Below are 16,703 nucleotides of genomic sequence, written 5' to 3'. Positions count from 1 at the left end.
TCACCCACTGGAGACCAGGAACCAAAATCTGAGCCAAATGCATACGTCGACGGCTTGATCCTGAAATACCGGAAAACCGTTGCTCTCCTACAAAGGGAAGATTCAACCTGTCGGCTAGAATGCTGTCGATGCAACTCTCGGTAGCGCCCGTATCGACAAGCGCCGGGATCCGATCACTTGAAAGCGAAGGAACCGGATTTGACGAAGGACGATAGTGTGGATCAAACCCCACTCGGACTTCCAGAGTAGGTCCATATTGGACAAGTCTTGCCGATCCCGGTCTGTTCTGGGCGTCTGGGAATCCACATTCAACGGTCGGCATTGACGGGCCTGAAAAGGACGGAAGCCGGCAGAGATGGAGTGGGGACCCCGATTTGCCGAATCAGGTAAGGGCCCCGTCCAAAACGGGCCACGGCAGTCTGCGCAGCAACTTGGAAGTCCTCGAAGAACTCCACGTAGTCATCTCCATGAATGACGATCCACTCCCAGCGATGATCACGTTCGAACTCGGCCCTGTGTCGTTTGAAGATCGTGGTCTCCACGGACAGGTCATTCTCAGCCATGGCATTCCTCAGTTCTTTGGTGACTATTGGCGAAGAAAAATCGAGAACACAAGAAACTCAAGCTTCTTGAATGATTCTACCAAACCAGACGATGGACGATACTCATTCCCGGATTGGTTAGGCCATCGGAGACGTACGATCAAGCACTACCCATATTTGCCGAATACCCGTTGCATCTCGGCTGTTCCGGCGAATCGGCCTTGATCGGCTGCCTCGATTCCCGCCCGGACTCGTTGATCCTGCCAGGAGTACAGTTCGAGAAAATTATCGATCGCTTCGTTCACGATGTCGTCGCGTGACCGTTCCTGCTGTCTGGCAAGCCTGTCCAATTTCCGGAGTATTCTGCGATCCGTACGAACGCTGAAGGTCCTTTTAGGCATCTGACTGATTCCTTTCAGTATGTCGCCATCGAAGACTCGCCAAATATTTCCCTTTCTTCTTCAGTAAATCTTGGACAACTTGCGGGTCTCGGCGGTGATCACGTCGACGACGGCCGGCTGGCCGTCTTTGGTGGCCTGAATCGCCCGCTTCAGGGCCGGCTGCAAATCCTGGACCGTTTCGACCTTTTCCGCATGGCAGCCCAGGGCCCGCGCCACGTTGGCGTAGTCGCCGGTCTGGGTCGAGAGCTTGTAGCGCTCGATGGCCACGGGGATGTGGCGGTCATAGCCGCTGAAGATGGAATCGTGCTTGATCACGGTGAGGATGGGGATGTTCTCCCGGACCGCCGTCTCCCAATCCATTCCGGTCATCCCCACGGAGGCGTCCCCCATGACGTTGACCACCAGCTTGTCCGGATTGGCGATCTTGGCTCCCATGGCCAGGCCCAGGGAAAAGCCCAGTTGGGAGGACTGGCCCCATCCCAGGTAGCTTCGGGGAGTGTTGGCCCGGTAGAAGACGCTCTGGATGTCCCGCGAGGCTCCCGATTCGTGGGTCACGATGGACGTGTCCGGGTCGATGACCGACCAGAGCTCCCGGAACATCCGGTAACCGTTGACGGGTTGGGAGTCGTCACTGAAAAGGGACTCGAATTCCTCCAGCCAGGCGCTCCGCAGCCGGGAGAGGGTCTCCGCCGTCTCCCGGCGATGGGCCTCCCGGCCTTTTCCCACCTTGGACTTCAAGACCTCGGCCAGTTGCGCCAGGAACAGCTTGGCGTCGGCCACGACGGGGAGTACCGCCGGGTATTCCTTGTTGATGTCGGACGGGTCCACGGTGGCGTGGATGATGGCTTTCCCAGGCGGGATCGGCGGCGTGAATGGCGCCACTGTGAGACTGGACCCCACCGCCAGGACCAGATCGGACTCGGCCAGGCAATGCCGCGCCATCAAGGTGACGGAGTAGGCGCCGACGCCGGCCGAGAGCTCATGGCGTTCGGGGAAACCGCTCTTCCCTTGGAGGGTCGTCATGACGGGAATGCCCAGAATCTCGGCCACCTCCACCAGTTCCCGGCTCGCCTCGGCGTAGAGGACGCCCTGTCCGGCCCAGATCATGGGACGCTCGGCCCGGAGCAAACGCTCGGCGGCCTCTTCCACCGCTCCCGGATCGGCCGCCACCCGCATTCGGGGGATCGGCGTGTATTCCAGGTCGCCATTGAACTCCGCCTTGCAGGCGTCGTCCAGCACCTCCAGCATCACCGGGCCCGGCCTCCCCGAGCGCAGGGCGGTGAAGGCGTGCCGCAATCGGCTGGGCGCCAGCTCGGGCGAGATCACCTTGTTGGCCATCTTGGTGGTGGCCCGGTAGTTGTCGACGCAGTCGAAGGAGGGATGGGTCCCGATCTGGTCCAGACCCGCGTGCCCCGGCAGGAAGAGGACGGGGGTGGAATCGGTGAAGGAGTGAGCCACTCCTGCGAATGCGTTCTCGGCGCCGGCGCGGGACTGGACGGTGAAGACCCCGATCTGCCGGCCGTTGGTGGACCGGGAGACGCCGTCGGCCATGTTGCCGGCGACCCGCTCCTGCCGGGAGCTGAGGATGCGGACGCCGGCCCGGGCCAGGGCGTCCAGGAGGTTGGTCAAGGGGTAGCAGAAGACCTGCCGGATCCCTTCCATTTGCAGGATCTTGACGATGGCATCAGCGCCGTTCATGGGACTCTTCTCCAAGTTGTAGATCTCACCGTGCTCTTGACGGCTCCGGCCGATCCGGGTGTCTCATCCTGCCAGCGGGTTCCTCCAACGCAGCCCCTCGAAGCGAGCGAAGTCGCCGTCGTTCGAGTACAGGACCCCGGCATGTTCGATCGCATACGCGGCGATGTGGGCGTCCGTGGTCAGGTTGGCTCCCACCTCCGTCGACCGAAGCAGCCCGGACAGGATCGACCAATGACGTTCCGTCGGTGCCAGCAGCACGGAGTTCGGCTGATCGAACCAGCTCTCCACTTGGTCGAGCGCGTCTCGCACGCCCAGTGGCGATTTGAATACGCGCCGGTTCGTCGTCAGCCGCACGAACCCCAGTATGCTTGCGTAGCAGAGGCCCACGGCGGCGGTCGATGAGAGCGACCGATCCCACCAGCGCCGCGCCTTCACATGGAACGGACTCGTCTCGTCGACCGCGTAGACGAGCAGGTTGACGTCCGGAATCATCATTGGCGCAACAGGGTCTCCCGGACTTGATACTCCTCCGCCTCCAGTTCGTCCACCAGTTGGTTGAACCCGGCGGTGTCGAAGCCGGGCCTCAGGCCGAGCTTGCGGGTCTTCGTGCGATAGGGTTTGGCGTGCGGCGTCTGCTGGCTGCTTCGCAGTCCTTCGCGCAACAGTCGATTGATGACCTGCTTCAATGAGTGTCCGCGGCGCCGCCGCAGGTCCTGAATCCGGAGGGCGATGTCTTCGTCGATGGTGAGAGTTGTACGCATCACCGCATAATATGAACTCTAATAATTGATGTCAATGATGTTCATGTCAGGAGCTCCCCGGAACCTCCACGACGACGTAGTCCGCCTCCACCGCCACCGGGTAGGTCTCCAGCGTGTACGGTTCCCGGCAGAGGCCGCTCATCCCGGGATCGGACTCGGAGCCGCAGTGGTCCGCCGCCAGAGTGGCGCCGCTCTCGACCCGGGCCGGATAGGTGGCCACCCGCAGCCGGGCCGGGTCGAACCAGGACTGGCCGGTCTTGACGTCGAACTCCCACCCGTGCCAGGGGCAACGCAGGATCTCCCCTTTCCGCAGGTACTCGAACTCGCCGGGAGTCGGCGACGTGGCGAACCCCGTCAGGTGTCCCAGGCAGATCGGGCCGCCCTGATGGGGACAACTGTTGCGAAGGGCGTAGAAACGGCCGTCCACGTTGAAGACGCCGATGGACCGGACGCCGATCTTCACTACTCTGCGGGAACCGGGGGGCAGAGAGTCGACGCTGCAGATCAGGTGTCGCTTCACCGGCATTGGCTCGTTGTTCGTTCTGAAAGGACGATTTCTAATCGCCCGTTTCTCTCTGCCAATTGGTTACTCCGGAGTTCGGCGGTTAGAAAACCGCCGCTCCTATTCGGCGGCAAGAAAGCCGCCGCTCCCCTCTCCGAAATCGTAGAGGCTCCGGGCGTTCTCCGACATGACGCCTCGCCGGAACTCCCGGGAAAGGCTCGGCGGGATGGCCTGAGCCGGGGAGTCGAAGTCCCAGTGAGGGTAGTCGGTGGCGAAGAGAAGACGGTCGTCCATGTCCAGTTGGTCCAGCAATTGCACCAGGTACTCGTGCCGGGGCGGTTCCTCCATGGGTTGGGTGGTGAGCCAGAAATGGCGGCGGATGGTCTCGGACGGCAACCGCTTCAGGTCGGGAACCTCCTCCTTGAGCCTCCGCCAGGAACGGTCCAGGCGCCACATGAGGGGAGGCAGCCAGGCGAATCCGCCCTCGATCAGCACCACCTTCAATCCGGGAAATCTTTCGAACACCCCTTCCGTGACCAGGCTGATCACCTGGGACTGAAAGGCCTGGGGCATGCCGGCGTGGTCCTCGTAGTAGTGGTTCGGCCATCCTCCGCCGGTCAGGGGCTGACCGGAGTTTCCTCCGAAGTGGATGCCGAAGGGGAGATCGTGGCGCTCGCAGGCCTCGTAAATCCTCCAGTACTTGCGCCGGCCCAGCGGCTGTTGGGTGCGGGCGGCCACCAGCACCTGGACATAGCCGGGATGGTCTCCGACGCGGTCGATCTCGGCCGCCGAGAGCTCGCCGTCTTCATAGGGGATCACGACGGAGGCCCGCAGCCTCGGCTCGGGCTCCAGCCAAGTCTCGATCTGCCAGTCGTTGAGGCCCTGGGAAAAGGCGGCGCCGAACTCCAGGTTCTGCTGCCGTCCCGCTCCGATGAGGCAGTTCAGTAAGCCGTATTCCAAGTCCCACTCGTCCAGCAACTGCTCCCGGAGAAAATCCAGGTCCGAACCGGCGGGCAGACCGGAAGGGGGCCAGGAGTCGTGCCGCGCGGCGTTGGGACTGGCTCGGGGGTACTCGCACCCGACGTGGCCCCGGAGACCGAACATCCGGTGGTGTTTCCGCCAGCGCGGGGGGAGGTATTTGCGGATCGCCTCGTCCGAGGGCAGCGCGTTGTGAATGTCGCAGTCGATGACGGCGGTCTTGGGCCGGCGCCTTCCTCTGGTCATGTTGCGAGTCCGGGGTTCAACGGCGATGGCCATGGTTTTCTCCTCAAAGACGATAAAACTCGCGGGCGTTCTCAGATCCGATCCGGTCCCATGGTAAATCGGGAAGCTGGGCCGGAAGGTCTTCCTCCAGGGTGTCATTGTGGCAATGTGGGTAGTCGGACGAGAACATCAGGAGGTCCTGTCCGTCCATCTGCTCCAGGATCTCCAGCAGCTGCGGGGACCGGGGGGGCGCGTCCACGGGCTGCAGGGTCAGCCGGATGTGTTCCCGGATGTATTCCGACGGCGGACGCTTGACCCAGGGGATGTCCCGGCGCAGTCCCCTCCATTCCTTGTCGAGCCGCCACATGAGGGAGGGCACCCAGGTGAAGCCGGCCTCCAACAGCGCCACCCGCAGCCCGGGATAGCGGTCGAAGGTCCCATCGGCAATCAGGCTCAGGACCTGCGACTGGAAGACCTGGGACATGCCGGCGTACTCCTCCAGATAGGTGGAGGGCCACCCGCAGGGGGTGGGCGGATTCCCGGAGGAACCGCCGAAATGGATACCGACGACCAGGTCGTGGCGGAGGGCCGCCTCGTAGAGTGGATCGAAGCGGCGGTTTCCATAAGGAGTCCAGGATCGAACCGGCACGATCACCTGCACGAAACCGGGGTGATGCCCCATGCGATCGATCTCCCGGGCGGCCAGGACCGGGTTCTGGCTCGGCACCACCAGGGAGGCGCGCAGGCGGGGGTCCGCCGTCAGCCAGTGCTCCGCCTGCCAGGTGTTGATGGCGGTGGCCAGCGCCGACGCCAGATATTCGTTGTGGACGCTCTGAACCCAGTAGTTGCAGTTCAGTATGCCCAGCTCCAGGTCCCAGGCATCCAGGGTCTGGGAGCAGAGGAATTCGGGGTCAGACCCGGGTGGCCCTCCTGACGGGGGCGTGGTGCCCGGCCGCGCCGGAAGGCCTGTTCCCTCGGGATAGTCGTTTACGTCGGGGCCCACGAACGCCGATTCGCGGATGTACGCCCGCCAGTGCTCGTCCAGGTAGGGCACCAGCGTCTCCAGGGAGGGAAGCTGGTTGTGGATGTCGCAGTCGATCATTTCGACTCCCCGGCCCTTCAGCCGGTCTCCAGGGGTTCGGGCCGCCCTGTTCTTAGAGATCGTATCAGAGCGTCCACTCCCAGCGTTCCGTGAAGGGCGTCCCGGGGCGGACTGCTCACCGGGTGCCGTCCCTCCACAGCGCCCAGAAAATGATCCCGCTGGTCCCGCATTACGTCGTCGCGGTCCACAGAGAGGTTTTCCACGTACCGCCGTCCGGTTTCCCGGTCGCCGTGTTCCACCATGTTGCGGCTCAGATCCACCCGAACGTAGCCCAGCTCTCCCTGGAACGTATACGTGCAGCGGTCCGGGTAGGCGACGTAGTCGATGTGCAACTCGGCGACCCGCTCGGATTCATATTCGATTACGGCGCTGAGGAGGTTGGGGCGGCTGGTGAAGGGGAGTCCCTCGACCTGGATGCCCCGGGCGTACACCGAGACGGGCCGTTCCCTCATGAGCCACCAGAAGGTGTCGAACCCGTAGACGTAGTCCAGGGCCGCCGAGCCGAAGACGTCGCGCTGGTGCCGGGAGCGGGAGTTCTGCAGCGTATTCAGGGTAGCGACGGAGAAGCGGGCATAGCAGACCCGTCCAACGCGGCCGTCCCGGATGAGTTTCCGGGCGCGCAGCATCTCCGGCATGAACCTCTGGACGAACCCCACGTTCAGAAGCCGGTCCGTCCGTTGCTGATCCCGGATCATGCTCCTGGCGCCAGCGGCGGAATCGGAGATCGGCTTCTCGCAGAAGACATGGGCTCCCGATTCCAGGGCGATGCGGGTCAGGGCGGCGTGGGAGCCGGGTGGAGTGCAGACGAAGACCATGTCGGGACGGGAGGCGGCGGCCTCACGGAAGTCGCTCCATTGGCGGGCGCCGGGAATGGCGGCTGCGGCTTCGGACAACCCATCGGGCCGGCTGTCGCAGACCTCGACGGCGAAACCTTCGACCTCGGTCAGAAGCCGCAGGTGCCGCAATCCGATGGATCCCGCCCCCACCACCAGAACCCGTTTCATCACGCTAACCGTGCCAGATTCCTACGGAAGAGGGGCAATTGCAAGCCGGAAAGTGGGCCCTCCCGCACGGTCTCACCGATACACCGGAGGCGGCCGGATCAAATGCCATAGAGAGACCGTTGCCGGGGTTTCTTCGAGGCCGGGCCGGCGATGTCGTTCAACTCCATGGGGTAAGGGTTGAACAAGGTCTGATTCCTCAGGTCTCTCGTGCCATGGCGCATGACCCACGACCCCAGCAGGCCCACCGGTCCGCTGGCGGGAATCTTCCCGTTCCGGAACCGCTCCAGCCGATCCAGAAAGCGAGCCTTGTCCCGGTCGGTCAACTGCTTGGAAATCGGCCCCAGGGCGTAGATCAGGACGCCGATGAGCGAGGTGTAGCGGGGACTGCGGGACAGCGCGTTCGACAACCGCCTCTTGTATTCCCTGGCCAGGACGGCCGCGTCCGGCTCTCCGTTGTCCGCCAACAACCGGTCCAGTTGATCCAGCTCCGTGCGGTTGTAGGCCATGAGCATCAGGCGATTCGCCGCATGGAACCGGCTCAAGGCTTTCCGGGTCGGTCGCCGGACGACCCGGCGCAGCCGTGCCAGCGCAAAGAGGCGGGTCAGGAAATGTTCCCGCCGGATTCGATTCCGGAGGCGCTTCTCGTCCTCGACGGCAGCGTCGGGAAAGTGCTCCAGAACGGCCGCGGCAAAGACCCCGGCGTCCCGTTCCAGCACCGTCACCTGGTCGGCGTCGTGGATCTTGGTGTCCCGGATTCCGCAACTGGGAGACCGGCTCTTGAGGATGAAGCCATCCACGTCGTTCAACCCTTTCAAAAACGCCTGACTGAAGGTGGTCATGGACCGGGTCAGGTCGCGTCCGGTCGCCGGCTGGACCAGGGTCCGGCCGCCGTCGCCGGCGATGATCTGAATCGGGTCCCGAGGCACCCCCAGGCCGATCTCAAGTTCGGGGCAAACCGGCCGGAATCTGACGTATGAAGAGAGCTGGTGGATGAAGTCTTCCCGGATCATCTTGCCGTTGTAGCGGCAGGCTTCCACGCCGAGGCAACGGCTCAGAACCACGACGGGCGTCGGGGTCCGGCTATCGGACTTCAATGGTCGCGTACTCCCGGCCAGGCTTTCCGGTCACGCCGGCTCGCGGTAGGCGCCTCAACGGATCAGATTTCCCCCCACGAGGACATTTCGGCCTTCAATTCGGGACCCAGGTTCATCCGGAAGGATTCCAGGGCGTTGTCGATGTGGTCGAATTTGCGCGCCCCCGCCAGCACGGCTGTCACGTCCGGGTTGCTCATGGCCCAGGCCATGGCCAGGCGCACCATGGGGATCCCCGTCTCCTCGGACTTGGCACGCAACTGTTCCACGATCTTGAAGAACCGGTCGTGGAAGTAGATGTCTCCGTGTCCCGGAACGATGTCAAAGCGGGTTCCGGAGGGCAGCTCGTCCATTCCGGCCGTGTACTTTCCCGCGAAAAAGCCGGCGCCCAGAGGACTGTAGGTGGTGACGGCGATCTGTTCGCGTCTGCAAAGAGGGAAGAGGTCGGTCTCGTACTCCCGTAACGCCAGGTTGTACGGCGGCTGGGTGATCTCGAAACAGCGATATCCCCGCCGGCGGCTGATCTCCAGGGACTCGCGCAGCATGTCCGCAGTGAAATTGCTGCAACCCAACGCCACGATGCGTCCCGCGTCCGCTTCCTGGTTGAGGGCGTCCAGACTCTCCCCGACGGGGACGTTGGGATCGGGGGAGTGGATCTTGTAGGCGTCGACCGAGTCGGTCCGGAGCCGCTCCAGGCTCGCCGCCAGAGCCTTGCGGATATTTTCCGGACCGGCTCCGGTACTCACCTTGGTGCAGAGGGTGACCTCGTCGCGGCATCCCCGCGCCTCCATCCAGCGGCCGATGATGTTCTCCGAGGAGTTCATCTCCACGGTGACCTCGCGCCTGTCCTTCACCCCGTACTCCTTGATGCGGTACTGCTGGGAGTTGCCCCCTCCGTAGGCTTCGGCCGTATCCAGGAAGGTGATGCCCTTCTCCACGGCATAGTCCAACACCCTCCAGGAGGTCTCCTCGTCGATCTCCCGCCCGAAGGTGGCGCAACCCAATCCGATGGGACTCATCATGAGTCCCGTTTTACCCAACGGTCTCAGCTTCATGCGGACTCTCCTCTCGACGATGATGTTGAATGCGGCGGTTCCGGAGATTCCCGGGAATGCCCCGGCAGCCCTCGGACGGCTGTCAAGCTTACCAGTTTCCCTGCATGGTAGTCTTGACCTTTCCTTGACATTGGCGGCGGCACGGCGGGTTCGGAAGGAGTATACAAATGCAAACGGTCAACGCGGTCTTGCTGGGTCTGGACAATCCCCATTCGATCGCTCATCTGAGAACCCTGGATCAGCTTCCCGAAGTGGCCCGGGTCCAGGTCTGGGCCGAAGACGAGAAGTTCATTCCGGACGTCGAGGAAGCGGGGAGCCCGAAAGTGGATCGGGTTTCGACGGATCTGGCGTCGATCCTGGCAGGGGGGGCGCACCTGGCCGTGGCCAGCCCGCGCACCGACCGGAGCCCGGGCGTCTGCATCCAGGCGCTGGAGGCGGGGCATCACGTCGTGGCCGAGAAGCCCATCGGAGCCACCGTCGAGGAGATCGGCCGGGTCGTCCAGTCGGCGCGGGACCACGGCCGGAAACTGGGGGTCTTCTACGGGCGGCGTTACAATCCCCTGGTCCGGCAAGTCCGCGACATCATCAGTCAAGGCCTGCTGGGAACGCTCATGTCGGTGGAACTCCGGATGCTCACCACCCAGGTGCGCTTCCGTGATCCCGGCTACTGGCTCTTCAAGAAACGGATCTCGGGGGGAGGCATGCTCTCCTGGCTGGGCTGCCACTACGTCGACAAGATCCGGTTCATCACCGGCGAGGAGATCGTTTCGGTGTCGGCCGAGGTCGCCACCCGGAGCGGCGAGGACATCGACGTGGAAGACGTGGCCGTGCTCTCCTTCCGTCTTGCCTCCGGGACCGTGGGCACGCTCCACGTCGGATTCGTCATGGCCCTGAGCGGCGGGGGCTACCACAACGTCGGGGGTTACGACACCTACGTGGGAGTCAACGGACGTCGGGGACGGTTGTATTTTTCCTCCGCCGGATCCCCCGAGCGGCTCAAGGTGGAGACGGACCATCCCGACTGGTCCGACGCCCCGTGGCGGGAGTTCGAATACACCCCGGCATCTTCTCCGGCCTATGGAGGCGTCTCTGGAGAGCGTTTCGTCCAGGATTTTCTGAAGGCGACGTGGGGAGAGGGGACTGTTCCGGCCTCGGGAGACGACGCCCTGCAGGTGGCGCGCATCGTGGAAGCGGCCTACGAATCCAGCGAAACCGGACGCCGGATCCAGGTGGCGCCCGATTGACAATCTCCAGACCTGGGGCGAATCTTGTTCCACGAGATACGCTCATCGTGAACGAGCAGGAACAGAGTCCCGAGAAGCTGGGAAAAGCAGACTCATGAACAAGCAGGGCGCCGCGGTTGTGCTGGCATTGATCTTGGGACTGCCGGGATGCGGTTCCCGGGAATCGGCTGTGGACTCCAAGGTCGAGTCGGTGCCGGCCTCCGACATCCAATTTCCCGACTCGGTGTTTCGGATCACTCTGGGCCTCACCGATTCGAAACCCCGGGACTGGTCGGGGAATCTCCGCCTCCAACCGGGCCAGAAGGCGGAACTCGTGCCCGAGCATTTTCGCGCGGGCGTCTACCGCCACGACTTCGGCGCCGGCTGGCGCACCATCGTCGACCCCAAGATCCCCAACGACCGGCTCACCGGGCCCGACAGCTGGCTGGCGCACACGACTTTTGACTGGATTCGCTACAAGGACCGGGCCCGGATCCGGCACCCCAGCCTCTTTGTTCGGCTCTGGGACAATCCGGGCGAGGCGCCGTTCCAGGTCCGCGCCGGAGGACAGGACTTCTCCGTCGGACCGGCGGAGCTGCCGATGTTTCAGCCCAAGTCCCGGCTGGCAGATCGAGTCCGGGTGGAACGGGTGCCGCCGGCGGCCCAGGTCGCCCGGGAACGGGTCGGACAGCAGGACTATCCCGCCCTCATGGCCACGCCTTCGGGAGACCTCTGGGCCGCTTGGCAGGAGTACGAAGAGCGTTACGACGACTCGATCTGTGTCCGCCGCAAGCAGGGAGACGCCTGGGGACCGGTCTGGGTCCTGGCCCGCGAAGCGGACGTGTTTCGGACTGCTCTGGCTCATGACTCGGACGGCGGGGTCTGGGCCATCTGGTCCATGCAGGTGGAGGGAAACTGGGATCTCTACGCCCGCCGCCACGACGGCGAGGGCTGGTCCGGTCTTCACCGTTTGACCCGGGAGCCGGGTCCCGACATTTATCACCGGGCCGTCACCGACAAGTCGGGGAACCTCTGGTTGGTCTGGCAGAAGGCCGTCGAAGGACGGAGCCAGATCGTGGCGCGGAGTTTCGACGGGTCCGGCTGGAGCGAGACGGTCCAACTCAGCGCGGGCGAATCCGCCGAAGGGAACAACTGGAACCCCTCGGTCGCCGCCGGCCGGTCCGGGTCGGTGGCCGTGGTCTGGGACGGATACGGAGCGGGGAACTACGACGTCTACCTGAGACGGTTCTCCGCCGGCAAGTGGCAGCCGGTCCAGGTGGTGGCGGGGACCGAGCGGTTCGAGGCCGCGCCGACGGTCGCGGTGGACCGGCAGGACCGGATCTGGGTGGCGTGGCACGAGTCGGGCCCCGAGTGGGGCAAGGATACGGGCCGGTTGGTCCAGCGCAGGGGGACGGAGCTGAGGGAGTCCCGTTGGCTCGGCCTGGCCTGTGTGGACGGCGAGCAACTGCTCACCACGGCCCATCCCGTGGGGGAACGCCTGGATGCGGCCCGCGAATGGGAGTTGCCGCATCTTCAGATCGACTCGGACGGGCATCCCTGGCTGCTGGTTCGGAACGTCACCAAGCGGGGCCCCGCCGGGAGGCCTCGGTACTTTCCCATGTGGGAGATCCACGTCACCCGCTATGACGGCTCCCGATGGAGTGAACTGGTCCGGGTGCGGCAGAGCAGCGGGCGGAACGATATGTCGCCGGCCACGGCGCTCGACGCGGACGGGCGCATCTGGGGCATCTGGGCCACCGACATGCGGAGCGCCAAGTCGGGATTGCCGCAGTACGGACGAGTGATGGTCTCCCCGCTGGGTTCGAGCCCGGGCCGGAAACACCTGGCGCTGCAGGCCTGGTCCCCGGCCGCCGTGGGCGAGGTGGAGCGTGTCCATCCCAACGAGGCCGAGCAGGTGGACCGGATCCGCTCCTATAAGGTGGAGACTGGAGGAAAGACCTACTTCATTTACCGGGGCGACACGCACCGGCACACCGACATCTCCCTGGACGGCGGCGGCGACGGGGGTCTGCTGGACGCCTACCGGTACGCGTTGGACGCCGCGGCCATGGACTTTCTCGGGACCTCGGACCACAACCACGAAATTGCCGAACCGTACGCCTGGTGGCGGACCCAGAAATTCGCCGATCTGTTCCAGCTCGACGGCAGCTTCACGGCGTTTTATGCCTACGAGCGCTCGGTCCAGTTTCCCAACGGTCACCGGAACGTCCTCTTCACCCAACGCGGAAACAACATTCTGGAAGTGCTGACGGCGGAACGCATGGGTCTGGACGGCGCCGGGCGCCTCTTCGGTTACCTGCGCCGGGCCGGGGGCACCTCCATCCCCCACACCATCGCCACCGGGGCCGGGACCGATTGGCGGGACAGCGATCCCGAGGTGGAGACGCTGCTGGAGATCTACCAGGGAATGCGCGACACCTACGAGCATCCGGGTTCCCCCCGGCCCAAGACGCTGGAGGCGACACCGACGCTCCAGGAAGACGACTCCCCGTCCCGCCGTGACGGCACCGCGTGGAGCGCCTTGGAGAAGGGCCTCAAGCTGGGTTTCATCGCCTCTTCGGATCACCTCTCGACCCACATCAGTTACGCCTGCCTCATCGCGGAGAATCTGACCCGGGAGGGTCTGATGGAGGCCATACGGGCCCGCAGGGCCTACGCCGCCACCGACAACATCGTGCTGGACGTTCGATTCGTGGGGTCGGACGGGGAGCATCTCATGGGTGGGATCTTCACCAGCACTCAGCCGGTGAGAATCCACGCGACCATCCTGGGGACCGGGACCATCAAGCGAGTGGATCTGATCAAGAACAACCGGGTCCTCTACTCGGCGGAACCCGGCCGGCCCACGTTCCGCCTGGACTTCACTGACGGCGACGCGGCCGATTCGGGCGAGAGCTATTACTATGTTCGCGTCCTGCAGGAGGACGGCGAGATCGCCTGGGGCTCTCCGGCCTGGGTGACTTACGAGAGGTAGCCTCTTCCGCGCGACCGACTTCCGAGGAATCTCCCATGCTGGAAATCGTGGACCGTGGAATTCTCTCTCACGTTCCGGGCCGCGGCGCATACTTTCCCTGTGTCCGAGCCCTCCGGGACGGGCTCCTGCTGGCGGCGCAGCACGTCGGGAGCGGCTTGTGTTGCCCGGACAACCACATCGAGGTGTTGCGCTCCACGGACGGGGGACGCAACTGGGCCAATGAAGGGAGCATTCACGGCGGTCTCCCGGCGGACGGATGGTGCTACCGGGCCCCGATGCTGGCACCTCTGGAGGACGGCAGCCTGGTGATGGCGGCCGCCCGTTATCTCCTGGACAACGACGAGATGTACAATCCGGCCACCGAGGGATTGAAACCGACTCAGATGGTCCTTTTCCGCTCTTCAGATCAGGGCCGGTCCTGGTCGGGGCCCGAGGTGGTGCCCAACCCGCTGCCTCCCGAGCGATATGTGAGCAGCCTCTCGGGCCAGCTCCTGATTCTGGCGGCCGACCGCTGGATGTACCCGTTGGAGACCTGGAAGCCGGACGGCTACGAGGGGCCGGTGGACCAGAAGGCGGGGGCCGTCTTCTCTTCAGATCAGGGCCGGACCTGGGACGAGTGGTCTGTAATGGCCGACGACCCGGAGGAACGCCTCCACTACGCCGACCAGATGCAGGCCGTGTTGCCGGATGGACGGATCTACACCACCCTCTGGACCCGGACCTGGGGCGTCGGGCAGGGGGAGGACGTGAACGACCACTGGGTCGTTTCGGAGGACTCGGGCCGGACCTGGAGCGAACCCCGCCCCACCAACCTCCAAGGTCAGCTCTGCGCCCCCATCGCGCTTCCCGACGGGCGGGTCGCGGCCATCTACAACTTTCGGCGCGAACCCCAGGGGGTCCACGTCGCCATCACCGAGGACCTGGAGAACTACGATGTCGAGAACCAGGCGGTGGTGTTCCGGGCCGGCGAGGAGACCATGACCGCGCAGGCGGTGGACGAATTCATCGACGCCCACCAGAAGATCGCCTTCGGCAGGCCCTGGGGAATCCTGCTCCCCGACGGAGATCTGCTGGTCTATTTCTGGTGCACCGTCGATTCGGTCACCCACAACCGGTGGGTCCGGCTCAGGGTCTCGTGACGCGCGCAGATCTCAGTTGCCATCCGCTGGAGTGAATCCACAACAGCGCTTGCGACTTGTAGGACCCGGAGTAACCGGCTTCTCGGTGGTTCGTCCTCCGTATTCCGGTTTCAGGCGTACTCAACGGGCTGGCGGTCGTCAACGGCTGTGGGAGGCGGCTCGGTAAACTGTTTCCCTTGTTCCTCGGCGGCCACTCGTGCTCGGTTCCAGGATTCCCAGCGCTTGCGCTCTCTCGCACGTCCCTCGGCACGTCCCTCGGCGCGTCCCTCAACCAGTCCCTTGGCGAGCCCCTTGGCATAACGTCGATTGAGATACCACTCCGAAAACATTCTTCCGACCTCAAGGAATCCCAAGCGAATGACTGGATGCTGCTGGCAGCCTATACTCCTCTGCCCAGTCTCGGAGTGTGTCTAAGATCCGACGAATCCTTCACGCCTCACCGTCGGTCTGGTGACCGTCAGCGGCTGTCGGCGGTGGCTCGATGTACTTTGTACCCTGTTCCTCGGCGGCCACGCGCGCGCGGTTCCAGGATTCCCAGCGCTCACGCTCCCTGGCTCGTCCCTCGGCGCGCCCCTCGGCGCGTCCCTCGGCGCGCCCCTCGGCGCGCCCCTCGGCGCGTCCCTCGGCGCGTCCCTCAGCCAGTCCCTTGGCGTAACGTCGATTCAGATACCATTCCGAGAACATTCGTCCCACCTCCACGGAAACCACGCTCCAGGCGACGACCACGACGACCACGGGCGACAGACCCCGGGCGATGGCCAGAAATGTCTCCACGCCGCCGCCTGTCGCCCCATCGGCCACCTCGTGCCATGCGACCAGACCTGTGGCCACGATAACCAGAGAAACGAACAATTTGAAGTAGGCGTCCCTCCATGATGAAGGAACGCTCCAGATCGACTCTCTGTGCCTGACCGATTCCTTTTCCATCCGGCAATGGCGGCGCTTCGGGACTTCTCCGATTGTCGATTCGCAGCCGGAGCCCGCCGGCTCCGGCATTCGCCCCTCCTCTCGACGGGGTTCCCGTCAAATCTTGCCTGCATACCTGATAACGAGCGAAATCTGGAATCTGCAACCGATTCCCCGTTTTTCCAATCGGAACCTCCAAATTGTCCGGACTTGGGAGCCATTCTACCGGATGGTCCGGCGTGAAGCTTCGCCCCGGATTGAGACTCTCAGCCGGAGGCAGGACCCAGGAGGGAAGCGGAATCCAAGTCCAGATAGAGGTGGCAATCGGCGTGGGTCTGGAGGATGGAGGAGGGGTGCAGCGGAGTGACTTCGCCTTCCACGCAATTGCGGACCGCCTCGGCCTTTCGGATGCCGGGAACGGTGCAGACGATGGACTCGGCGCTCATGATCTGACGGATGGACATGGAGACCGCCTGTGCCGGCACCTTGTCGATGTTGGCGAACCACCCCTCGGAGACCTGCTGCTGCCGGCAGGCGGTGTCCAGCGTGACCAGGATGTACGGCTCCTCGGTATCGAAATCGGCCGGCGGGTCGTTGAAGGCCAGGTGGCCGTTTTCTCCAATGCCGATAAAGGCCACGTCGATGGGGCCCTGCCGGATGAGGTCCGAAATCCGGCGGCATTCGGCCTGAGGGTCGGGCGCTTCGCCCCGGATGAAGTGCACCTCTCCCGGTTGCACGCGATCCACCAGGCGTTGCCGGAGATAACGCCGGAAGCTGGCGGCGTGGTTTTCGGAGATCCCGGTGTACTCGTCCAAGTGAAACATCGTGGTCCGGGACCAGTCGATGGATCGGTCCGAGGTCAGGGCCTGCAGGAAATCGAATTGTGAACTGCCCGTAGCCACGCAGAATCGGGCGGCGCCCCGGCGGCCGATGGCCTCCCGCAGCTTGGATGAGGCCCTGGCGGCGGCGGCCCGGCTGGTGGCGGCCTTGTCTCTCTCTCGAACGATCTCCATGGCATTCTCCTCGCCTCGGCCGGCACCGGTTGCTGTCCCGGGCCTGCACCGGAGTACTCCCGCCCAGT

The 16,703-nt window shown here is 64.3% G+C and carries 16 protein-coding genes; 3 read left to right on the top strand and 13 right to left on the bottom strand.

Going from position 1 to position 16,703, the window contains the following annotated elements:
- Nucleotides 1-308 precede the first annotated feature (308 nt).
- The 10 genes from OXT71_22865 to OXT71_22820 form a co-directional block, all read right to left on the bottom strand.
- Complete coding sequence (locus OXT71_22865; GenBank protein MDE2929241.1) at nucleotides 309-563, bottom strand: hypothetical protein; 255 nt, start codon at nucleotides 561-563, stop codon at nucleotides 309-311.
- Between the two features lie 440 nt (nucleotides 564-1,003).
- The gene (locus OXT71_22860; GenBank protein ID MDE2929240.1) at nucleotides 1,004-2,641 is read right to left on the bottom strand and encodes a thiamine pyrophosphate-requiring protein; all 1,638 of its coding nucleotides are present in this window, start codon (nucleotides 2,639-2,641) and stop codon (nucleotides 1,004-1,006) included.
- 63 nt (nucleotides 2,642-2,704) lie between these two features.
- Complete coding sequence (locus tag OXT71_22855; GenBank protein MDE2929239.1) at nucleotides 2,705-3,136, bottom strand: type II toxin-antitoxin system VapC family toxin; 432 nt, start codon at nucleotides 3,134-3,136, stop codon at nucleotides 2,705-2,707.
- On the bottom strand, nucleotides 3,133-3,402 hold the full coding sequence (locus OXT71_22850) for an antitoxin (GenBank protein MDE2929238.1): 270 nt from the start codon (nucleotides 3,400-3,402) through the stop codon (nucleotides 3,133-3,135). The genes OXT71_22855 and OXT71_22850 overlap by 4 nt, the downstream gene beginning before the upstream one ends.
- Before the next feature lie 46 nt (nucleotides 3,403-3,448).
- On the bottom strand, nucleotides 3,449-3,922 hold the full coding sequence (locus OXT71_22845) for a Rieske (2Fe-2S) protein (protein ID MDE2929237.1): 474 nt from the start codon (nucleotides 3,920-3,922) through the stop codon (nucleotides 3,449-3,451).
- A gap of 102 nt (nucleotides 3,923-4,024) precedes the next feature.
- Nucleotides 4,025-5,161, bottom strand: a complete 1,137-nt coding sequence (locus OXT71_22840; protein ID MDE2929236.1) for an amidohydrolase family protein — start codon at nucleotides 5,159-5,161, stop codon at nucleotides 4,025-4,027.
- A 10-nt stretch (nucleotides 5,162-5,171) separates the two neighbouring features.
- Complete coding sequence (locus OXT71_22835; protein ID MDE2929235.1) at nucleotides 5,172-6,209, bottom strand: amidohydrolase family protein; 1,038 nt, start codon at nucleotides 6,207-6,209, stop codon at nucleotides 5,172-5,174.
- 17 nt (nucleotides 6,210-6,226) lie between these two features.
- On the bottom strand, nucleotides 6,227-7,213 hold the full coding sequence (locus OXT71_22830; GenBank protein MDE2929234.1) for a Gfo/Idh/MocA family oxidoreductase: 987 nt from the start codon (nucleotides 7,211-7,213) through the stop codon (nucleotides 6,227-6,229).
- 98 nt (nucleotides 7,214-7,311) lie between these two features.
- Nucleotides 7,312-8,307: a DUF523 and DUF1722 domain-containing protein gene (locus tag OXT71_22825; protein ID MDE2929233.1), complete on the bottom strand. Its 996-nt coding sequence runs from the start codon at nucleotides 8,305-8,307 to the stop codon at nucleotides 7,312-7,314.
- 62 nt (nucleotides 8,308-8,369) lie between these two features.
- The gene (locus OXT71_22820) at nucleotides 8,370-9,359 is read right to left on the bottom strand and encodes an aldo/keto reductase (GenBank protein ID MDE2929232.1); all 990 of its coding nucleotides are present in this window, start codon (nucleotides 9,357-9,359) and stop codon (nucleotides 8,370-8,372) included.
- A 167-nt stretch (nucleotides 9,360-9,526) separates the two neighbouring features.
- Between OXT71_22820 and OXT71_22815 the strand changes: the two genes are divergently transcribed.
- The 3 genes from OXT71_22815 to OXT71_22805 all read left to right on the top strand — a co-directional run bounded on the left by OXT71_22815 (nucleotide 9,527) and on the right by OXT71_22805 (nucleotide 14,716).
- Nucleotides 9,527-10,603 carry a Gfo/Idh/MocA family oxidoreductase gene (locus OXT71_22815; GenBank protein ID MDE2929231.1) on the top strand — a complete coding sequence of 359 codons (1,077 nt, stop codon included), beginning with the start codon at nucleotides 9,527-9,529 and terminating at the stop codon, nucleotides 10,601-10,603.
- A gap of 94 nt (nucleotides 10,604-10,697) precedes the next feature.
- Nucleotides 10,698-13,577: a DUF3604 domain-containing protein gene (locus OXT71_22810; protein MDE2929230.1), complete on the top strand. Its 2,880-nt coding sequence runs from the start codon at nucleotides 10,698-10,700 to the stop codon at nucleotides 13,575-13,577.
- Nucleotides 13,578-13,612: 35 nt separating this feature from the next.
- The gene (locus tag OXT71_22805) at nucleotides 13,613-14,716 is read left to right on the top strand and encodes a sialidase family protein (GenBank protein ID MDE2929229.1); all 1,104 of its coding nucleotides are present in this window, start codon (nucleotides 13,613-13,615) and stop codon (nucleotides 14,714-14,716) included.
- A 110-nt stretch (nucleotides 14,717-14,826) separates the two neighbouring features.
- Here OXT71_22805 and OXT71_22800 read toward each other — a convergent pair whose 3' ends face one another.
- The 3 genes from OXT71_22800 to OXT71_22790 all read right to left on the bottom strand — a co-directional run bounded on the left by OXT71_22800 (nucleotide 14,827) and on the right by OXT71_22790 (nucleotide 16,635).
- Entirely contained in the window at nucleotides 14,827-15,045 is a 219-nt protein-coding gene (locus OXT71_22800; protein MDE2929228.1) for a hypothetical protein, read from the bottom strand.
- Between the two features lie 100 nt (nucleotides 15,046-15,145).
- Nucleotides 15,146-15,712: a hypothetical protein gene (locus OXT71_22795; GenBank protein ID MDE2929227.1), complete on the bottom strand. Its 567-nt coding sequence runs from the start codon at nucleotides 15,710-15,712 to the stop codon at nucleotides 15,146-15,148.
- A gap of 176 nt (nucleotides 15,713-15,888) precedes the next feature.
- The gene (locus tag OXT71_22790) at nucleotides 15,889-16,635 is read right to left on the bottom strand and encodes a glucosamine-6-phosphate deaminase (GenBank protein ID MDE2929226.1); all 747 of its coding nucleotides are present in this window, start codon (nucleotides 16,633-16,635) and stop codon (nucleotides 15,889-15,891) included.
- Nucleotides 16,636-16,703 lie beyond the last annotated feature (68 nt).

This window comes from Acidobacteriota bacterium, assembly GCA_028874215.1.
Classification (GTDB): domain Bacteria; phylum Acidobacteriota; class UBA6911; order RPQK01; family JAJDTT01; genus JAJDTT01.
The sequence above is the reverse complement of the archived record's forward strand: the minus strand, read 5'-3'. Positions and strand labels throughout refer to the sequence as shown.